Below are 18,663 nucleotides of genomic sequence, written 5' to 3' on the forward strand. Positions count from 1 at the left end.
TTATAATTACTTATGAGTAGAATGCTAAAAATTATTTTTGATTATTAAAATAACTCAATTTGAATCTGTATAATTATCAATCAAAACACTGACAATAGCAGTTTACAGATATATCCAAAGCAGTTCGTAAAAATTTTATTTAGTATAAGATACAAAATAACATTAGGTTAAAGCCAAATTACTTGAGATAATCTTATTTGATACCCTCATTTAGGCTAAACATGAAATTATTAGTTCGTAACCTCTCTCGTGCTACAACAGAGCATGAGCTTCGTACTTTATTTACAGCGCACGGTAAAGTGACCACCTGTAACTTAGTACTCGATAAAGAAACTGGCCAATCGAAAGGCTTTGCCTTTGTAGAAATGCCAAACGATGCAGAAGCTGCTGTAGCAATAAAAGCATTGAATCAAAGTACTGTTGATAAAAGCAAGATCCGCGTAAAGAAAGCTGACGCTTAAACGTGTTATTTTGTTGCAAAAGGCCAGCACTCTTCGCTGGCTTTTAGCTTTTTTTCACACAACTTCTGCGCCAGTCCCTTTCACCCAACGAAATTTAATTCAGCCCCTAAATCATAGTACCCAAAATCAACTAATTGTATTTTATAAAAATATCTGCGCTTCATGGCAAAAAACTAGACAGCAAAACCGACACCCCATATAGTCACAGTATGTATCCTTAAAAACCTGCAATTATGACTCCTCTTTTTAAATCGCTCAGTGTAACTTTATTATTGGGCTTAACTGGCTGTTCAGAGCCTGCTCAAGAACAAACGACGCTTGACAATACAACCAGTGTAAATTTAAGCAATATTAAACAACATATTAAAACCCTTGCCTCAGACGAATTTGAAGGACGCGGTCCATTAACGCGCGGTGAAGTAAAAACTGTGGGTTACTTAAGTGACCAATACCAAGCGCTTGGATTAACTGGTGCATATAATAATAAGTTTTTACAGCCGGTAAAAATGGCGATGGTAACCGCTGATCAAAACATGCAATTAAAAATTGGCGACTTGAGCTTTACCGCTGGTAAAGATTTTACGGCGCGAACGAAGCAATTACAGCCACTTATTGATGTTCGTGATTCAGAGGTAGTATTTGTTGGTTATGGCATTAATGCGCCCGAGTATAATTGGAATGATTATAAGAATATTGATGTAACGGGTAAAACGGTTGTTGTGTTAGTAAATGATCCTGGGTTTGCTACGCAAAACGATGCGCTATTTACCGGCAACGCTATGACCTACTACGGTCGCTGGACTTACAAATACGAAGAAGCCGCTCGCCAAGGCGCAGCCGCAGTATTTATTGTGCACGAAACAGCGCCAGCTGCATATCCTTGGGGCGTAGTTGAAAGCTCAAATACAGGCACAAAATATACCTTGATGGATAACAACCTAAACGCATCAGAACTACCGGTTATGGGTTGGCTAACACTCGATGCAACCGAGCAGCTATTTAAATCAGCAAACTTGAGCTATCAACAATTAAAGCAACAAGCACTTAACGACGACTTTAAAGCTACTGCGCTTAATTTAACAGCAAACCTTGCATTTAAAAACGAAGTGTCACACGCTAAATCACACAATGTTGTTGCAAAATTAACGGGCAGTGAAGCGCCTGATGAATATATTGTGGTCAGCGCACATTGGGATCATTTTGGCACTAAGCAAACTGATAGCGGGCCAAAAATTTATAATGGTGCAGTTGATAATGCCTCAGGCAGTGCTGCCACAATTGAAATCGCTCGTATATTAAGTAACATGCATAAACAAAAACCGTTTAAGCGCTCGATTATTTTTGCGAACTTTACCGCCGAAGAAACAGGGTTAATTGGCTCAGAGCAATTTGCCAGTGGCGAACTTATCCCTACCAAGCAGATGGTCGCTCTGTTAAATATTGATGGTATGAATGTGCTAGATGGCACCGATTACATACTGCAATACGGCAAAGGCTTATCACAAATGGAAGACTACCTTAGCAAAGCCGCAAGCAAACAAGGCCGTCATGTAAAAATGGATCCCGTGCCACAAAACGGCCTATTCTTCCGATCAGATCACTTCTCACTAGCTAAACAAGGCGTACCTGGTTTACTGTTTATGAGTTTAGGTGATACAGATCCAGATTATATTGCTCATAAATACCATAAAGAAGCTGATGATTACTCTGCTCAGTGGTCATTAGGTGGTGTAAAACAAGACATCGAGTTAATTGTTGATATCGCATCACAATTGGCAAACAACGGTGATTGGCCAAAATGGCAAGCCGATTCAGATTTTAAAACTCGTCGCGCCCAAGACCGCGCAGAATAAATTAAGTTGAGTTGGGGTAGGCATTCATCGCCTACCCCATTTTTATTAATGCCCTTTCTTATTGCGTTGTGCGCTCAATAATAAGGTTTCGGCTTTTGCCCCTAAATACACATAAATAGCCAACGCAATCAATAGCCCTACAACCGCCAACATCATATAAATTGCCGGTAATAAATACTGCGACTGCCCCAGCGCTGCCTTAAACATCGTTAATAACGCTTCAATAGACACTGCAATTAAAATAGTTGAAATAAACCGTGTGATAGTGCGCCGCGTTGAACTGTGCCTAAAGATATCTTTATGCATTAAAATTTCTTCTTCGAGAATCGTTTTACCTAAATCAAATATTGCTAACGCGAGGGTGATAAAAATGATGATCGTAAACGGTTCGAGCGGATCATTTTCTATAGAGCGGACAAACAGTAAGCTATAAATATCACCAAACACCCTACCAAGTAAAAATAACACTAAGATAAATAAGCAACTGACAATAATGCCATAACCCGCTTTAAAAAATGGCGTCATCGTGGCGCGAGTACGATCCCCCATAATAAATTCGATTAATTGCGTTAGACATACATCAATCACTAAATAGCGATTTTCGCCATATGAAGCATGTAACGATTTTATTGCTGAAATACATAAGTGATTGGTCGCGATCGAAATATAGGGCGGCGTAAAACGAGTATGTTGCTGTTGTTGGATACCTTGAAAATACGGCCGTTCACTCAAATCCTGTGAATCGCCACGATTATTTAAGGTCTTCATATACTGACGTTTAAAGCAGACATTGTTACCTAGCTGCACGCCATTTTTATCTAAACAGTATTGTAATTCTAAAAATGGGTATTGAGCGATTAAATAACGATTATCTTGTTGTTTTTTAACACCGTCTTCTAAGCTTGCTAGCACTGAGTCAAGTAAGTCGTGGATCACGGTTTGATATTCTTGGTAACGTTCGACGCTACTGATATAACTCATTCTTGCCATGTGTTTGCTCCTAACTGCATAATTAAAAGTAATAGCAATTACAGAACCAACTTTACAAAAACTTATAAATCAATTAGTTGCATTATTTAAATAAAATAAAAAATCTATTTCGCACCAACCAGGTGCAAAATAAACTGCTGGACTTACTTTTTTGCAAGCACAAAAAATGGGCTACTTAGCCCATTCTTTCATTAAATCAATTACTTTTAAATTTCATCATCAGAGTCTTGCACTTGACGTTGTGCAGCTCTAGCAATGATTTCAACATAAAACGACTCTAAGCCTTGTTTTTCAATTTCGCTGATTGAGTTGCTAATTTCAGCAACGTGCACCACTTGGGCATCTTCAGCTGTGTTACCAAATTTACAATCAAATGCCCAGTAATCAGCATCAATTGGCAACGTTTTGTTACGCTCTCTTTTCAAATACTTTTTTACTTCATGCTTTGCAGCATCTACCATGCGAGGGTATTTGATTTTCTCGTGATTCAGCGTGAATGTTTTCTTCATTACGTTCCTAATTACCTTGATTTAATGATGATGGCAATAATACCAAGTAAATTGGAAATGCCATTTGGGGTCATTATAGCAATTGCATTTAGTTTGTGGATGCTTTTTTTACACTAAAATAAATAAAATATTTTTACCGATAATTATTACAGCTTAATATCACGCTTGGGCAAGGTGTAAGGGTTGATGAAGATCTGCATTATTAAGGCTATCGTAAAATGCAGCCGCATCCATTTGCGGATGATCCAGCTGTGTTTCTTTATCTAAATGACGCTTTCGCACGACTAGTTCGCAATTATCAATCACCATTAGTGGAATATGGTTTTTATCATCTCTGATCACTAATGGTTCCGGCGCAAGGCACGAACGTAAACGAATATCTGCCATGCTGCCTTGTTGTAATAGCTGTGCATTATGTTGGCCAATGAGCATATCAAATTCATCTGGAGCCAATGCTTGCTCAGGCCCAGCCCCTAATTGTTCACGTAATTGCGCTTCATTTGGTGTTGAAGCATGTGCATCAAATGGGGTTTTAGGGAGATGAAATTGACTAAAATCTAACACGTCATGAGAAAGCATTGCCAATAATAATGCAAACTCGCCACGACGGTGTTCTGAGACACTTTTGGCAAGACGATTGTTAAGTTGACTCTCTGTGATTAACAAATCATCGATTTGCATAGACTTTAGCCGATTGCAGTTAGTAATAGATATTTATCGGCTTTATTTAATATTTCTTTAGCTTTTTTCTTTACTTAAATGCTCACTTTGCTATTATCAGCGCCGTTGCATTGGAGGGGTTCCCGAGCGGCCAAAGGGATCAGACTGTAAATCTGACGGCTCAGCCTTCGCTGGTTCGAATCCAGCTCCCTCCACCACTTTTCTTACCGCTAAGTTAAGTGGGGCCAAATGCGACAAAATTAGTGTGGAGGGGTTCCCGAGCGGCCAAAGGGATCAGACTGTAAATCTGACGGCTCAGCCTTCGCTGGTTCGAATCCAGCTCCCTCCACCACTTTTCTTAACTATCAGCAAAACTTCATTCTTCGAACTTTATTCTCGCTAACTTTATTCTCGCTACTTTATTCTCGCTAACTTTATTCTCGGTAACTTTATTCTCGGTAACTTTATCCTCGGTAACTTTATCCTCGCTAACTTTATCCTCGCTAACTTTATCCTCGCTAACTTTATCCTCGCTAACTTTATCCTCGGTAACTTTATCCTCGCTAACTTTATCCTCGGTAACTTTATCCTCGCTAACTTTACCCTCGCTAACTTTACCCTCGGTAACTTTATCCTCGCTAACTCATTCGACTACCCATTGTAAACTCGCACCGTGTTGCCTTAACCATTTTGTTGCTTGCTTATAATCAGGATAAAACTCACTGACGCGCTTCCAAAATGCGGCACTGTGATTTAAATATTTCAAGTGAGCTAGTTCATGCACAATTACATAATCAATAATACTCTGCGGCGCACTGGCTAATAACAAATTAAAGGTCAATTCTCGTCGTCGATTACAACTGCCCCAACGACGCTTATAAGTATGAATGCGAATACTGCTAGGTAAAGCCTCTGCCATTTTTAGGCAATAAGCATGTACACGCATTTCAATATAATTTTCTAATTGCTCATGTAAAAAACTTTCGAGCAAGGTTTGGTACATTGGCTGCTGATGCTTAACCCGTCCAGAAAGATTTAGCTGTAACACATTCCCCTGCTGATTTTTTACTAGCTGCCATGCGCTGCGCGAGCTGACACCATAAGTCAGTATCATAGGTTGTGAAAAAACCAGTACGCGATTATCTTGTAATGGGTATTGGCGAGTATCAAGCATTTGACTTTGCTTATTAATTTGCGCATTGATCCAGTCAGTTTTACTTAGCAGCCAGCTTTCAAGTTCCTTTTTAGCAACCCCAACAGGCGCATAAACTGTGACACTTTGTTGCTGGACTTTGATAGCGACAGTTTTGCGGCGGCGACTACGTTTTAATGTATATTCAAACAAACCTAACTCTTGTAATTGACCGACAGTCATTGAACTAATTAACAGGTCACTATAATACCTTGCAAAATAACTGCTAATCTATAACTAAGTAGAATTAAATAAAGCGATATCAAACATGCCTGATAAGCCTTGTTGTCGTTATACCTCTCCCGATGGCCATCATTGTCAAGAAACAGACATGGGCTCAGGTTTTTGTTTTTGGCATGATGCCAAATTTGATAAGTCAGGCTTAGATCTGACCCAAAAATTAGAGCGCTATGCAAAAAAGGGAGGATTATTACAGGGATTGCAATTAAAACGCGCTAACCTTAATGGGCTTAATTTGATAAAACAAGATGATGAGGATGGTTTTGATTTATCTTACAGTAATTTTTATCGTGCAACGCTCACCAACGCTCACCTGTTTAATAATAAAATAGCCCACAGTTCACTGATGAAAGCCAACTTGCACGAAGCAAGCCTGCATTACTGCAACCTACAAGATACAAATTTATTGGGTATAAAACTAAACAACACCCGTATTGATAACATTGAGCTAGGCGCTGAACTATTACAGGAAAAACAAGCTAAAGCAGCGCTTAAACATACAGATAAAAGCGCAGCCCTTGACTTATTTGAACAATCAGAAGAAATATTTCGCAATTTACGTAAAGCATCAGAACAACAAGGCTTATTTGAACTGGCGGGTAATTTCACGTACAAAGAACTGCGGATGCGTCACGCACAATATCCACGAGGTTCAAAAAAACGATTAGCCTCGAGCTGTATTGATATGTTGTGCGGGTATGGTGAAAAGCCTGAAAATGTGATCCGTTTTAGTTTGTCACTGATCATCTGCTGCGCCCTGTGTTATTTTATTTTTGGGGTGATGGATGCTGGTCGTATTATGCAGTTCAATCCGGCGGCAACATTAAGTGATAATTTATTAGCCCTACTTAATAGCTTCTATTTTAGCGTGGTTACTTTTACAACCTTAGGATATGGCGATATTACTCCGGTTGGTTTCTCCCGATTCGTTGCTGCAGTTGAAGCGTTTTGCGGGAGTTTCTCTCTGGCACTATTCGTAGTCGTATTTGTCAAACGTATGACCCGATAATTACCGATTACTTTATCTGCGAAAATAAATAGTTCAGCTAAATACCTGCTATAAAACTGGTTATAAATGATGCTAACATTGCGCACAATGAAACTTAGCGAATTGATTTTAAAAAGTTTTTGATTTTGTTAAATTTTGCAGCTAAATATGTAAACAAATAACAGGCGTTTGCGCAAAATTAATTAATTGTCTTAACATATATTTCAGGTGATATTAGTTATTACTGAAATAACAGTGTATTGAGTCGTTATGCTTACCGCTTTTTTTATTACCGATCACGATCCGAGCCTTCTTATTAATGGTGTTTATGACCCATTTTTAGTCGCTCTGTCTGTTTTAACGGCTATTTTCTCTGCATTTTTTGCAACTTACATGATCGATCTGGCCAAAGAAACACGCTTCAAAAGTTATCAAAAATTAGCCAACTCAACGGCTTCCTTGGTACTTTCTGGCGGTATTTGGAGTATGCATTTTATTGGTATGTTGGCATTTTCACTGTGTACAAATATCAGCTACGACCCAACACTCACCTTTTTATCTTTCATTCCAGCATTTTTAGCCTGCCTAACTGGCGTGTCATTATTAGTAAAAAATAACGCCACTATTTTCAGTTTAATACTGCCCTCGGTACTACTCGGCGCAGGTATCGGCACTATGCATTACAGTGGTATGGCAGCAATGGAATTGAGCCCGCTGCTACGCTACGATCCATTGATGTTTGGGTTGTCAATTATCGTTGCCGTTGTACTGGCGTTTATATCTTTATATGCTCGCTTTAATATTAAAAAGCACCTCCCAACACTAAATTCTTTGCAGACGCGGTTGATCAGCGCAATCATTTTGGGTTTTGCTGTTGCAGGTATGCATTACATGGGAATGGCGGCAACACGGTTTGTTGCAACCTCGCCATTAATTGGTAATGACAGCGCCAGCTCAGAACTTACATTTGTTGCTATTAGCGTAGTGTTCGCCACCATTATTCTAACCGCGATAGTTGCTATCATTAACGGTATGGTACGCTATCGCATGTTACTTGAAGAAAAAACAGGGAATGAATCTCGCTTAGAGGCTATTTTATCGACCGCTATAGATGGCATTGTAACAATTAACAATCGCGGTATTATCTTAAGCTTTAATAACGCTGCAGAGAATATTTTCGGCTGGCATAGCACTGATGTAAAGGGTAAAAACATAAAAATGCTGATGGCAGATGATATCGCAGCCGAGCATGATGAATATCTATTAAAGGCACATCACATCGATTTAGGTAAAGTTATTGGCGTCAATCGTGATGTTCTTGCTAAACATAAACAAGGTCACCTATTTCCTATTCGCTTAGGTATTGGTGAAGCAAACCAGCCAGGGCAAGAGTCAATATTTGTTGGCTTTATTACTGACTTGACTGAGCAACGCAAACTACAACAAAACCTCATAGCGCAAGAACAACAATACCGCTCGCTGATGAATAATATGCCTGGCGTGGTATTTCGCTGCCAGTTAGATAAAAGCTGGAGCATGATTTTTATTAGCCCTAGCATTAATGAAGTAACTGGCTATGTCCCATCGGAATTTATCAATCAGCATATTCAGTTTAGTGATTTGATTTTTAAAGATGATAACAAACGCATCAATAAATCGGTCGAGCAAGCGATCGCTGCTAAATCGCAATACTCAATTGAATACCGACTACGTCATCGAAGTGGCAAGCTAATTTGGGTGCTTGAGAAAGGTAGCTTTGAGTTCAACAAGCAAGGTGAAGCGATTTGGATCGACGGCGTTATTATCGATATTAGTGAACGTCGTGAATACGAAGATAAATTAAAGTTGGCGAAAATAGCCGCCGAAGATGCAGCCCAAGCCAAACAGTCATTTATGGCGAATATGAGTCACGAAATTCGCACACCGATGAATTCGATTATTGGCTTTAGTGATTTATTGATGGATACCCCACTTGATCAAGACCAACAAAAGCACTTAATTATCGTAAATAATGCGGCTCGCTCGCTGTTACGGCTATTAAATGAAATATTGGATTCTGCAAAACTTGAAAAAGGTAAGCTGACCATTGAATTAGTGCATTTTAATCTTCAAGCGGTGCTTGATAGTATTATTTCTACATTTTGGTTAGAAGCAAAAAAGAAAGATCTAGAACTAACACTTACCATCAAAGAGTCTGTTCACCCTACTTATTACGGTGATCCAGGCCGAATTCGCCAAGTTTTAACAAATTTAATTGGTAATGCAGTTAAGTTTACAGCTCAGGGCTCAGTGAATGTAACTGTCAGTACGACACAAAATAATTACTTATTTTTTGAAGTACAAGATACCGGTATTGGTATTGCTAAAGATCGTCTTAAAGCGGTATTTCAGCCTTTTGAACAAGCTGACGGGACTACTACTCGTCGTTTTGGTGGCACTGGACTTGGTACTACTATCAGTAAGCAACTCGTTGAGCTGATGGGTGGCATAATCAACGTAGTCAGTGAAGAAGATAAAGGCAGCTGCTTTTATTTTTCATTGCCTTTAGAGGTCGGTGATGAAACCCAAGTCAATTACTTTGATAAGTTGCATACGCAATTACCTAAGCTGCGCATTTTAGTCGTTGATGACATAGCACAAAATGTTGAGCTACTACAGTTATTATTGTCGCGAGATCAGCATACGATTAGCTCTGCAAGCAACGGCTTAGAAGCGATCGCTATTTTTGAAAAACAAGATTTTGATGTCATTTTAATGGATATCCATATGCCTGAATGTGACGGTATTGCCGCGACCGAAAAAATTCGTGAAATTGAGCAACAACGACAGCTAAAAAAGACTCCGATCATTGCGCTCACCGCCAGTGTCTTACAGCAAGATAAATTAACGGCTAAAAAAGCGGGTATGAATGGCTTCGCCAATAAGCCTGTTGATATCAATCAATTGAATCAAGAGATTGCGCAAGTGCTTGGCTTTGGTTTAAATATAGAAACGCAAATTGCTCACAGTGATCCCGCAGCACAGCATATTGATTTTAAAAAAGGACAGCAACTTTGGGGCAGTAAGTGTAAACAGCTGAGCGAAATACACCGTTTTTTTAAAGAGCAGCAGGCAACATGTGACATTATCTTTAATGATGGACTAAATGCCTTAAAAGATATTAATGGCACATTACATACCCTTAAAGGCTTATCTGGTAATTTAGGTTTACCGACTATGATGGCCCTGCTTTCAACCTTAGAAAACAGCCAAGCCCCTGAGCAGCAGGCGCAAATAATTCAGCAATTGCAGATAGAGTTTAATGCGGTCAATGAGTTGTTAGCTAGAAAAACGAGCAGCTGTATAGCTGTGCAAAGCAGCGAAAAAAATACCCAAGTACTATCGCTCAGCGAATTTAAAATACTGTGTGAACAACTGCGTAAAGACGCAGAAAATGCAGAGCTCAATGATGAGTTGTTAGCAACATTAGCAGACAATGCCCCCGCTACTTATCAAAGTGATGTGGATGCATTAATCGAATATTTCGACCAGTTTGACTTTGAAAATGCCCAGAGTACTCTTATTGCATTAATAGAGCTGCTCAATCAGGCAGCAAATTTGGAAACACACTGATGGACTTAATAACCGAACGCCCACGAATTCTTATTGTTGATGATGAACCCGCCAACCTTAAAGTCATGCGCGAAGTATTAGGGAATCAATATCGCCTCTCTTTTGCTAAATCGGGTGATGCCGCGCTCGCGTTAGTTGAAAAAGAGCCACCCAAACTCATTCTACTCGATATTATGATGCCAAATATGAGTGGTTTTGAAGTATGTCAGCTGCTTAAACAAAACCCTGCTACTGAGCATATTCCAGTCATTTTTGTGACTGCACTTGCGGATGAAAGTGATGAGTTTAAAGGTTTTGAAATTGGCGCGGTAGATTACATAACCAAGCCTATTAGTCCTGCAATCGTAAGAGCGCGTGTTAAAACTCATTTATCCCTAGTTCAGGCTGAGCAGCTAAAGTTGGCTCACGTTGATTTAGTCCATCGTTTAGGGTGCGCTGCCGAGTATAAAGACACCGATACTGGCGAGCATATTGTGCGCATGAGTAAATACAGTAAAATTTTAGCACTAGCCTATGGAATGAATGAACAACATGCTGAGCTTCTCAAACAAGCAGCGCCGATGCATGACATTGGTAAAATCGGCATTCCCGATGCAATCTTGCTTAAACCAGGGAAATTAACAGCCGAAGAATTTGAACACATGAAACAGCATGCCAAAATCGGCGCTAAAATTTTAGCAAACTCGTCATCGCCGTTATTGCAGCTCGCCTATATACTTGCGATGGAGCATCATGAAAAATGGGATGGATCAGGTTATCCAAACGGTCTTAAAGGTGAGGAAATTTCGATTGAAGGACGTATTGTGGCAATCGCCGATGTATTCGATGCACTTACCTCTAAACGTCCCTATAAGCAAGCTTGGAGCGTTGATGAAGCCATAAGTCATATGCGCGAGCAAGCTGGTAAACACTTTGATCCTCAGCTTATCGCACTATTTGAAGGCCAGCTAGATGCTGTTTTAGCAGTGTACTCTGCCTACCAAGGCTAACCATATGCTAGATGTTGGCCGAGATATATGCATAGTCATGAGAGGTGATTTCATGACTATTACCACTTAAATCCTGAAAATAAACAGAGTATGTAACTTTGTGATCAGCAACCACGGTTTTAATATTTAAGTCAGCCAAATGCTTAAGCCAAGCGATAAACTGCTCTCCAGATGCGCCAAATGCAATCCCTTTACTACTGCCCTCTCGCTCAAATAACGCTAAGCGAATAGTTGCCGCAGGATCTTCTAGTGTTAAAGGCCCAGTACCCTCATCCCAAAAAGCAAGCTCTGGCACAATATTAAATCCAAGGACTGTTTTGTACCACGTGACGGCTTGCGCAAGGTTAGTCACATTTAAATGGCAATGATCGACACCAGATAAAGTAGGCATTGCCATTAGCCAATCTCCGACTTAAGTTGTTCAATAAATACCTGCATATATTCAGTACGACGCACCGCTTCTGCTTTTGCTGAAGGTGTATTCATACTCTGTGCAATATGTAATAGCTTGATGAAGAAGTGATCTAATGTATACAAGCTGTCATCCGGGCTGCGGTGGGCGCAAAATGGATCGTCAGGGTGATATAAATTGCGTCCGATTGAGCCCCCTACTTTCATACAGCGGCTGACACCAATTGCTCCTAACGCATCTATACGATCAGCATCTTGAACGATTTGTGCTTCCACACTTTCAATTGCAATGTTAGCGCTAAAACTATGGGCTACAATAGCATGATGAATGGCATCAAAATATTGCGCGTCATACCCTATTGACGCTAAAAATGAAATTGCTTTATCTGCGGCCATTGTTGAAGCTTTAGCGCGATCCGGGTGGTTTTTAGCCACTGCAACACAGTCATGCAACCATGCTGCGGGTAACACCACGTCCATCGAAGCATCTTCAGCAAAGCATAGCTGTTTTGCAACACGCACGACTCGTTCAATATGGGTAATATCGTGGGCGACATCAGCACTCACTAACGACAAAATAAAAGCACGGCAATGATTTTCTAGCTGTTGCAACGGCTCAGATAATACTAAAACGGGCAAACGTTGTTCCATAAATCCTGTAATTTCAAATTAATGCATTGAATTACTGTTACTTTACCGCGGTTATAGGCTGTTGTGCAAAACATTCATTGTATGTTCGAGCCTGCTTCACTAAAATACGCTCTTAATTTATCCGTAATGAGAAGCCTAATGTCATCTGTCGTATACCTAGAAGCTGGTCGTGAAAAATCACTAAAAAGAAAACACCCATGGTTGTTTTCAAAAGCCATCAAAAAAATAAAAGGTAAGCCAGGTTTAGGTGACACAGTGACCATTCACGATAGTAATGGTAAATTTTTAGCTACAGCGGCTTACAGTCCGCACTCACAGATCCGCGCGCGTGTTTGGAGCTTTGATGAAACAGAAATCATCGACCAAGCTTTTTTTGAACGTCGCTTACGTCGTGCCTTTGCGGCACGCGAGCAAGTAATTACTGAAGGTGGCTTAACGGGATTTCGGTTATGTGCCGCCGAGTCTGATTTTTTACCAGGTGTAACCATTGATAAATTTGACAACTTTTTAGTGTGTCAGTTATTAAGTGCCGGTGCTGAGCGCCATAAAGGTGAAATAGTTGGCGCTTTAATCGCTATTTTCCCAGGCTGTAACGTGTATGAGCGCTCTGATGTCGATGTGCGCACCAAAGAAGGCTTAGAGCCGACCATGGGCGTGTTATGGGGTAATAAACCTGAGCAGCCAGTATTAATTGAAGAAAATGGTTTTAAAATTGAAGTCGACATTCTCGAAGGCCATAAAACCGGTTTCTATCTTGACCAACGTGATAGCCGTGCTGCATTAGAGCGTTTTTCAAAAGATAAAAGAGTACTTAACTGTTTTAGCTACACTGGTACCTTTTCATTGTATGCGCTGCGTGGCGGCTGCGAGCATGTTACTAACGTTGACGTATCGCAACCCGCGCTTGATACCGCAAAACGTAATGTCGAGCACAATAATCTTGATTTAGATAAAGTTGACTTCATAAAACAAGATGTATTTAAATTACTACGCCAATACCGTGAAGATGGGGTGTTATTCGATACTATCGTTATGGACCCACCTAAATTTGCTGATAACAAAGCACAACTAACGGGTGCGTGTCGTGGCTATAAAGATATCAATATGATTGCCATGCAAATTCTTAAACCAGGTGGTACGTTGCTTACGTTCTCATGTTCAGGTTTAATGGAGCAAAATTTATTTCAAAAAGTGGTTGCTGATGCAGCCCTTGATGCTGGCAAGGATTTGTTGATCATGGAGCGTTTAAACCAAGCTGCTGATCATCCAATCGCAGGCAGTTACCCTGAAGGTTTTTACCTAAAAGGCCTGATCTGTAAAGTTTACTAAACTGACTGCAACTAATTAACCTGAGTTCATCAGGTTAATTAAACTGCATTATTTCTAGCCCAGCGGTTACCGTGCCATCACTTTCTTTGCTGGCACGAACGACTTTTGCTGTTGCATCAAGTGGTGCAATGGCAGGGCTGGTCGAATCAATATTCACCTTCACAATGGTGCCCAGTTCAAGTAATTCATCCAACTGCAGTGACAACCCAGTTGCACTTAAATCGACACATACAGCATCAAAATGTTGATCAGCGACTGGCTCAAGTGTGGTTAATTTTGCCTGTGCATTTAATTGCATACGTCTAAAATTACGTTTATCTTCATTTAGCATAATAACTCCTAAACAACCGTATTGATTTTTTCTAATAACCCCACGACCGAAAAAGGCTTCACCACATAGGCATCGCAACCGGCATCAAAACCAGCTTGTTGTTCCTGTACGGATTCTAAGCCTGACACCATAACAACAGGAATATTACGAGTTTCAGGGGTGTTCTTCAACATTCGACACGTGTCGTAACCATCTAGGCCGGGCATACATACATCGAGTAAAATCGCATCCGGTGGATTTGCAATAGCCGACGATAAACAGCTCTTACCTGATTCAGCATAACTGAGCTCAAAATCCGCTGATAAAGCGACTTTGAGCATTTCAAAATTAAAGTACTCGTCATCTACAACTAGTAAACGCGGGTGTGTATTAGCGGATGAGCGCATGGTTAATATCAGTTCCTTCTCATCTAACAAATATTTCCTTCCAAGGTATTCGATGTTTACTAAATACCAAACTCAATCAATTTCTTTCAGAGCATTCAATACACGCTTAGCTGAAATCGGATACGGTGTCCCTAACGTTTGCGCAAACAAGGATACTCTAAGCTCTTGTTGCATCCAAAAAATATCCTGCAATTGTTGCGGAGCAGGCATTCCAGGCGGCACTTTTTTCAGCTGTTTTTGATACTCTTGAGCAACCTTTTCTAACTCAAGTACACATAATCTGTCACGATTTGGATCAACTGGCAACTTTTCTAAGCGTTTTTCTATTGCTTTTAAGTAACGAATTAAATCACTAAGTTTGTCTGCGCCATGATTTGAAACAAAGCCTTTGAATACCAAAGATCCCAGTTGGCTTTTTATATCTCCATGTGCAGTGATCATGGTTAAATCAACTCGCCCTTTCATTTTTTTATGTAACGCATGCGCAATACTCAACACTTGCTCAACTTGGGTTGCAATAGCAACAACCGCATCGCCGAGCTCACCGCGCACGTGCTCTTTTACTTGCTCAAACGCTTGTTCGGTGCGTACATCGCCTAATTTTACCAATAAACTGTCAACGCCTGCGGCAATACAGTCATCAATTAAATCAGCAACCTTACCAAACGGATTAAAATATAGACCTAATTTAGCCTTATTGGGTAAGTTTTGTTGCAAATATTTTATCGGCGAAGGTACATTCAGTAATACCAAACGGCGTAACCCCTGCTGATGGGCAGTTTGCGCTTTAACTTCGTTATCAAATAGCTCCACTGCAGCCGATGATTTTTTATCTACCAGCGCAGGATACGCTTTGATTTCATACTGGCCTTGTTTTTTCACATAGGATACCGGTAACTTGCCAAAATCCCATTGCAATAGGTCAGCTTTTTCAATGCCTTTATCTGCCACTTTAGACAGCGTTTGCGTCACTTTACCCTGCAATTGCGCTTTGAGTTTCGCTAAATCCATACCTCGGGCAAGTACATTATCTTTTTCATCACGAACTTCAAACTGCAGTCTTAAGTGAGTCGCAAGGGTGGTTAAATCCCAGGCCTCTGGATCAACTTTTACACCTGTCATACGTAATAAACGCGTACTGAGTGCCTCAATGAAGTTACCTTGCATAGGCTCGATTGCTGCAAGAACCGCATCTGCGTAATTTGGCGCAGGCACAAAATTACGACGTAGTGATTTAGGTAAAGATTTAATTAAACCGGTGATCAACTCATGACGAAATGCCGGAATATGCCAGTCAAAGCCAGCTTCTTCTACTTGGTTTAGTAAGGCCACCGGGATATGCACTGCAACCCCATCGACCGCTTGGCCTGGATCAAAATGATAGCTCAACGGCAACATTAAATTACCTTGTTGCCATACATCGGGGTAATCAAACTCAGTAACACTATCAGCACCGTGTTGCATTAAATCATCACGTGTCATTTGCAAGTAATGTTTATCCTGCTGCTTTTGCGTTTTATACCATTTATTAAATGCTGCACGACTGTTTATTTGAGCAGGAATTTTCTTATCGTAAAACTCATATAAGGTTTGCTCACCAACTAAAATATCACGACGGCGGCTTTTATTTTCTAGAGTTTGAATATCTTCAATCAGTTCGCGATTAAACTGCAAAAACCCTTCATTTTGACCTAAATCTTGCTCTACTAAGGCACTGCGAATAAACAACTGGCGGCTAACTTTCGGATCAATCTTACTGTACACACAGCGACGCTTTGACACTATGATCAGCCCGTATAGTACCTGCTGTTCGAAAGCGATCACTGCGCCGGGCTTTTTCTCCCAATGCGGCTCACTGTAACTGCGTTTTACTAAGTGTTGTGCTAATGGTTCAACCCAATCGATGTTAATTTTGGCATTAATACGTGCATATAATTTACTGGTTTCAACCAGCTCTGCCGACATCAACCATTTTGGGCTTTTCTTAAATAATCCAGAGCCTGGGAATACATGAAACTGACTGTTGCGAGCGCCTTTATATACTTGCTTTTCATCTTTAAAACCAATGTGACTGAGCATGCCACTCAATAGCGCTTGATGGATTTTATCGCCATCGGCAACATTGCTGGTCGCTTTCATGCCCATTTCATTGCACACAGTACTGAGCTGATAAACGATATCTTGCCACTCACGAATACGCATATAAGCGAGCATATCCTTTTGGCACAGCTTTCTAAATTGGCTGTTACTTAGCTCACTTTGCTGCTCTTCTAAGTAATTCCATAAATTTAAAAAGGCGATGAAATCTGAATCAGGATCGTCAAAACGGCCATGCTTTTCGTTTGCAGCAGCGCGTTTTTCTTGCGGGCGCTCGCGTGGATCTTGAATCGATAACGCCGCCACAATAATAATCACTTCACGCAGCACACCCAGCTTTTGTGCTGTTAGTACCATTTTAGCTAAACGCGGGTCAACCGGTAAGCGGCTCAGTTCAATACCCGATTTAGTAAGCTGTGTATTGCTATTGTGACGACTAGGTTTTACCGCTTCAAGTTCCTCTAGTAACGTTAAGCCATCGTTGATATTACGGCTATCTGGTGCTTGTACAAATGGGAACTCGGCCATATCGCCCAACCCTAAGCCGAGCATTTTTAAAATAACTGAGGCTAAATTAGTACGTAGTATTTCTGGATCAGTAAACTCTGGGCGCGAATTAAAATCATCTTCAGCATATAAACGAATACAAATACCCGCTTCCACACGGCCACAGCGGCCTTTTCGCTGATTGGCACTGGCTTGTGATATTGGCTCAATCGGTAAACGCTGCACTTTAGTACGATAACTATAACGGCTAATGCGCGCGGTACCAGGATCAATAACGTATCGAATACCCGGCACAGTAAGTGAGGTTTCAGCAACGTTGGTCGATAAAATAATATGACGACGACTATGGGGAGCAAAAATACGGTTTTGTTCTGCGTTAGAAAGGCGCGAATACAAAGGTAAAACATCCGCTCCTTTTAAATTACGTTTACTAAGGGCATCAGCAGTATCGCGTATTTCCCGTTCACCATTTAAGAAGATTAAAATATCGCCTGGGCCTTCTTGGCACAGCTCATCAACGGCATCAAAAATACCTTGCAGCTGGTCGCCTTCAGCCTCCATATCATTTTTATCAATTTCAACCAAAGGACGATAACGCACATCCACCGGAAATGTTCGTCCTGACACTTCAATAATCGGTGCATCATTAAAATGCTTTGAGAATCGCTCTGGATCAATGGTCGCAGAGGTAATAATTATTTTTAAATCAGGACGCTTTGGTAATAGGTTTTTCAAATAACCTAAAATAAAATCAATGTTTAAACTACGTTCATGAGCTTCATCAATAATAATGGTGTCATACTGGTTTAAAAATCGGTCTTGTTGAATTTCCGCCAGTAAAATACCGTCAGTCATCAACTTTATATAGCTGTTATTTGATACTTGATCGCTAAAACGAATTTTAAAACCCACTTGCTGGCCAAGTTCACATTGCATTTCATGAGCAATCCGATCCGCGACACTGCGCGCAGCCAAACGTCTTGGTTGGGTGTGACCGATATAACCATCAACGCCACGGCCAAGTTCTAAACACATTTTAGGAATTTGCGTGGTTTTACCTGAGCCGGTTTCACCCGCGATAATAACCACTTGGTTATTGGCGATAGCCTCTTTAATGTCGTCTTTTTTCTGACTGACGGGGAGCTGATCAGGGTAAGTTACTTTAGGTAACTGAGCTAAGCGCACCTCTCGCAATTGTTGGCTACGTGCTATATCCGCAGTGATTTTTTCAATCACGGCTGCTTGTTTTGTTTCATCGGTTATTTTTTTTATGCCGTGAAGGCGTTTTTTAAAGATGAATTGATCTTTTCTTAAACACGTTTTTAGTTCACCAAACAATTGACCTAGGTTAACCACCCGCGACTACCTTATAAAATTTGAGTAAAGACGAGCGATTGTAGCAAACTTCGCCGCAGGGGTTAACTTTGCTGCGATATAAAATGTAATAACCAAAGCTT

The 18,663-nt window shown here is 40.6% G+C and carries 15 protein-coding genes and 2 tRNA genes; 8 read left to right on the top strand and 9 right to left on the bottom strand.

What is annotated here, in order from left to right:
* Positions 1 to 221: 221 nt before the first annotated feature.
* Positions 222 to 461: an RNA recognition motif domain-containing protein gene (locus PSR9079_RS05805; protein ID WP_149980739.1), complete on the top strand. Its 240-nt coding sequence runs from the start codon at positions 222 to 224 to the stop codon at positions 459 to 461.
* Between the two features lie 233 nt (positions 462 to 694).
* Positions 695 to 2,314 (top strand): M28 family metallopeptidase, encoded by a 1,620-nt coding sequence (locus tag PSR9079_RS05810; RefSeq protein WP_149980740.1) that lies wholly within the window; start codon positions 695 to 697, stop codon positions 2,312 to 2,314.
* Between the two features lie 45 nt (positions 2,315 to 2,359).
* Here the strand turns inward: PSR9079_RS05810 and PSR9079_RS05815 are convergent, their stop codons facing one another.
* From PSR9079_RS05815 to PSR9079_RS05825, 3 genes are all read right to left on the bottom strand, one after another.
* Positions 2,360 to 3,304 (bottom strand): PDC sensor domain-containing protein, encoded by a 945-nt coding sequence (locus PSR9079_RS05815; protein WP_145241406.1) that lies wholly within the window; start codon positions 3,302 to 3,304, stop codon positions 2,360 to 2,362.
* Between the two features lie 206 nt (positions 3,305 to 3,510).
* On the bottom strand, positions 3,511 to 3,813 hold the full coding sequence (locus PSR9079_RS05820) for a DUF6172 family protein (RefSeq protein ID WP_145241408.1): 303 nt from the start codon (positions 3,811 to 3,813) through the stop codon (positions 3,511 to 3,513).
* A gap of 159 nt (positions 3,814 to 3,972) precedes the next feature.
* Positions 3,973 to 4,494 carry a VC2046/SO_2500 family protein gene (locus tag PSR9079_RS05825; protein WP_149980741.1) on the bottom strand — a complete coding sequence of 174 codons (522 nt, stop codon included), beginning with the start codon at positions 4,492 to 4,494 and terminating at the stop codon, positions 3,973 to 3,975.
* Between the two features lie 112 nt (positions 4,495 to 4,606).
* Between PSR9079_RS05825 and PSR9079_RS05830 the strand changes: the two genes are divergently transcribed.
* Positions 4,607 to 4,691 (top strand) — tRNA-Tyr (locus tag PSR9079_RS05830).
* 49 nt (positions 4,692 to 4,740) lie between these two features.
* Positions 4,741 to 4,825 (top strand) — tRNA-Tyr (locus PSR9079_RS05835).
* A gap of 291 nt (positions 4,826 to 5,116) precedes the next feature.
* Here the strand turns inward: PSR9079_RS05835 and PSR9079_RS05840 are convergent.
* Complete coding sequence (locus tag PSR9079_RS05840; protein ID WP_149980742.1) at positions 5,117 to 5,848, bottom strand: M48 family metallopeptidase; 732 nt, start codon at positions 5,846 to 5,848, stop codon at positions 5,117 to 5,119.
* An 85-nt stretch (positions 5,849 to 5,933) separates the two neighbouring features.
* Between PSR9079_RS05840 and PSR9079_RS05845 the strand changes: the two genes are divergently transcribed.
* The 3 genes from PSR9079_RS05845 to PSR9079_RS05855 all read left to right on the top strand — a co-directional run bounded on the left by PSR9079_RS05845 (position 5,934) and on the right by PSR9079_RS05855 (position 11,494).
* The gene (locus PSR9079_RS05845; protein ID WP_145241414.1) at positions 5,934 to 6,914 is read left to right on the top strand and encodes an ion channel; all 981 of its coding nucleotides are present in this window, start codon (positions 5,934 to 5,936) and stop codon (positions 6,912 to 6,914) included.
* A gap of 249 nt (positions 6,915 to 7,163) precedes the next feature.
* Positions 7,164 to 10,505, top strand: a complete 3,342-nt coding sequence (locus tag PSR9079_RS05850; RefSeq protein ID WP_149980743.1) for an MHYT domain-containing protein — start codon at positions 7,164 to 7,166, stop codon at positions 10,503 to 10,505.
* Positions 10,505 to 11,494, top strand: coding sequence for a response regulator (locus PSR9079_RS05855; protein ID WP_149980744.1), 990 nt, complete (start codon positions 10,505 to 10,507; stop codon positions 11,492 to 11,494). The genes PSR9079_RS05850 and PSR9079_RS05855 overlap by 1 nt, the downstream gene beginning before the upstream one ends.
* 7 nt (positions 11,495 to 11,501) lie before the next feature.
* On the opposite strand, the gene PSR9079_RS05860 is transcribed toward PSR9079_RS05855, so the two are convergent.
* Both PSR9079_RS05860 and PSR9079_RS05865 read right to left on the bottom strand, forming a co-directional pair.
* Positions 11,502 to 11,891, bottom strand: coding sequence for a VOC family protein (locus tag PSR9079_RS05860; RefSeq protein ID WP_145241420.1), 390 nt, complete (start codon positions 11,889 to 11,891; stop codon positions 11,502 to 11,504).
* Positions 11,891 to 12,556: an HD domain-containing protein gene (locus PSR9079_RS05865; protein WP_149980745.1), complete on the bottom strand. Its 666-nt coding sequence runs from the start codon at positions 12,554 to 12,556 to the stop codon at positions 11,891 to 11,893. Before PSR9079_RS05865 ends, PSR9079_RS05860 begins: the two co-directional genes overlap by 1 nt.
* A gap of 138 nt (positions 12,557 to 12,694) precedes the next feature.
* Between PSR9079_RS05865 and PSR9079_RS05870 the strand changes: the two genes are divergently transcribed.
* Complete coding sequence (locus tag PSR9079_RS05870; protein WP_145241424.1) at positions 12,695 to 13,885, top strand: class I SAM-dependent methyltransferase; 1,191 nt, start codon at positions 12,695 to 12,697, stop codon at positions 13,883 to 13,885.
* Positions 13,886 to 13,919: 34 nt separating this feature from the next.
* Here PSR9079_RS05870 and PSR9079_RS05875 read toward each other — a convergent pair whose 3' ends face one another.
* From PSR9079_RS05875 to hrpA, 3 genes are all read right to left on the bottom strand, one after another.
* Positions 13,920 to 14,216 (bottom strand): PilZ domain-containing protein, encoded by a 297-nt coding sequence (locus tag PSR9079_RS05875; protein ID WP_145241426.1) that lies wholly within the window; start codon positions 14,214 to 14,216, stop codon positions 13,920 to 13,922.
* 8 nt (positions 14,217 to 14,224) lie between these two features.
* On the bottom strand, positions 14,225 to 14,602 hold the full coding sequence (locus PSR9079_RS05880) for a response regulator (RefSeq protein WP_145241521.1): 378 nt from the start codon (positions 14,600 to 14,602) through the stop codon (positions 14,225 to 14,227).
* A gap of 72 nt (positions 14,603 to 14,674) precedes the next feature.
* Positions 14,675 to 18,562 carry an ATP-dependent RNA helicase HrpA gene (gene hrpA, locus PSR9079_RS05885; protein WP_149980746.1) on the bottom strand — a complete coding sequence of 1,296 codons (3,888 nt, stop codon included), beginning with the start codon at positions 18,560 to 18,562 and terminating at the stop codon, positions 14,675 to 14,677.
* Between the last annotated feature and the right edge of the window lie 101 nt (positions 18,563 to 18,663).

It is taken from the genome of Pseudoalteromonas rhizosphaerae (assembly GCF_902498845.1).
Lineage (GTDB): Bacteria > Pseudomonadota > Gammaproteobacteria > Enterobacterales > Alteromonadaceae > Pseudoalteromonas > Pseudoalteromonas rhizosphaerae.

What these genes read in the sequence shown, in the direction of transcription:
- PSR9079_RS05810 (WP_149980740.1), top strand. Translation starts at nt 695, where the DNA reads ATGACTCCTCTTTTTAAATCGCTCAGTGTAACTTTATTATTGGGCTTA.
- PSR9079_RS05870 (WP_145241424.1), top strand. Translation starts at nt 12,695, where the DNA reads ATGTCATCTGTCGTATACCTAGAAGCTGGTCGTGAAAAATCACTAAAA.
- PSR9079_RS05845 (WP_145241414.1), top strand. Translation starts at nt 5,934, where the DNA reads ATGCCTGATAAGCCTTGTTGTCGTTATACCTCTCCCGATGGCCATCAT.
- PSR9079_RS05840 (WP_149980742.1), bottom strand. Translation starts at nt 5,848, where the DNA reads ATGACTGTCGGTCAATTACAAGAGTTAGGTTTGTTTGAATATACATTA.
- PSR9079_RS05875 (WP_145241426.1), bottom strand. Translation starts at nt 14,216, where the DNA reads ATGCTAAATGAAGATAAACGTAATTTTAGACGTATGCAATTAAATGCA.
- PSR9079_RS05850 (WP_149980743.1), top strand. Translation starts at nt 7,164, where the DNA reads ATGCTTACCGCTTTTTTTATTACCGATCACGATCCGAGCCTTCTTATT.
- PSR9079_RS05825 (WP_149980741.1), bottom strand. Translation starts at nt 4,494, where the DNA reads ATGCAAATCGATGATTTGTTAATCACAGAGAGTCAACTTAACAATCGT.
- PSR9079_RS05860 (WP_145241420.1), bottom strand. Translation starts at nt 11,891, where the DNA reads ATGGCAATGCCTACTTTATCTGGTGTCGATCATTGCCATTTAAATGTG.
- PSR9079_RS05880 (WP_145241521.1), bottom strand. Translation starts at nt 14,602, where the DNA reads ATGCGCTCATCCGCTAATACACACCCGCGTTTACTAGTTGTAGATGAC.
- PSR9079_RS05855 (WP_149980744.1), top strand. Translation starts at nt 10,505, where the DNA reads ATGGACTTAATAACCGAACGCCCACGAATTCTTATTGTTGATGATGAA.
- PSR9079_RS05865 (WP_149980745.1), bottom strand. Translation starts at nt 12,556, where the DNA reads ATGGAACAACGTTTGCCCGTTTTAGTATTATCTGAGCCGTTGCAACAG.
- PSR9079_RS05820 (WP_145241408.1), bottom strand. Translation starts at nt 3,813, where the DNA reads ATGAAGAAAACATTCACGCTGAATCACGAGAAAATCAAATACCCTCGC.
- PSR9079_RS05815 (WP_145241406.1), bottom strand. Translation starts at nt 3,304, where the DNA reads ATGGCAAGAATGAGTTATATCAGTAGCGTCGAACGTTACCAAGAATAT.
- PSR9079_RS05805 (WP_149980739.1), top strand. Translation starts at nt 222, where the DNA reads ATGAAATTATTAGTTCGTAACCTCTCTCGTGCTACAACAGAGCATGAG.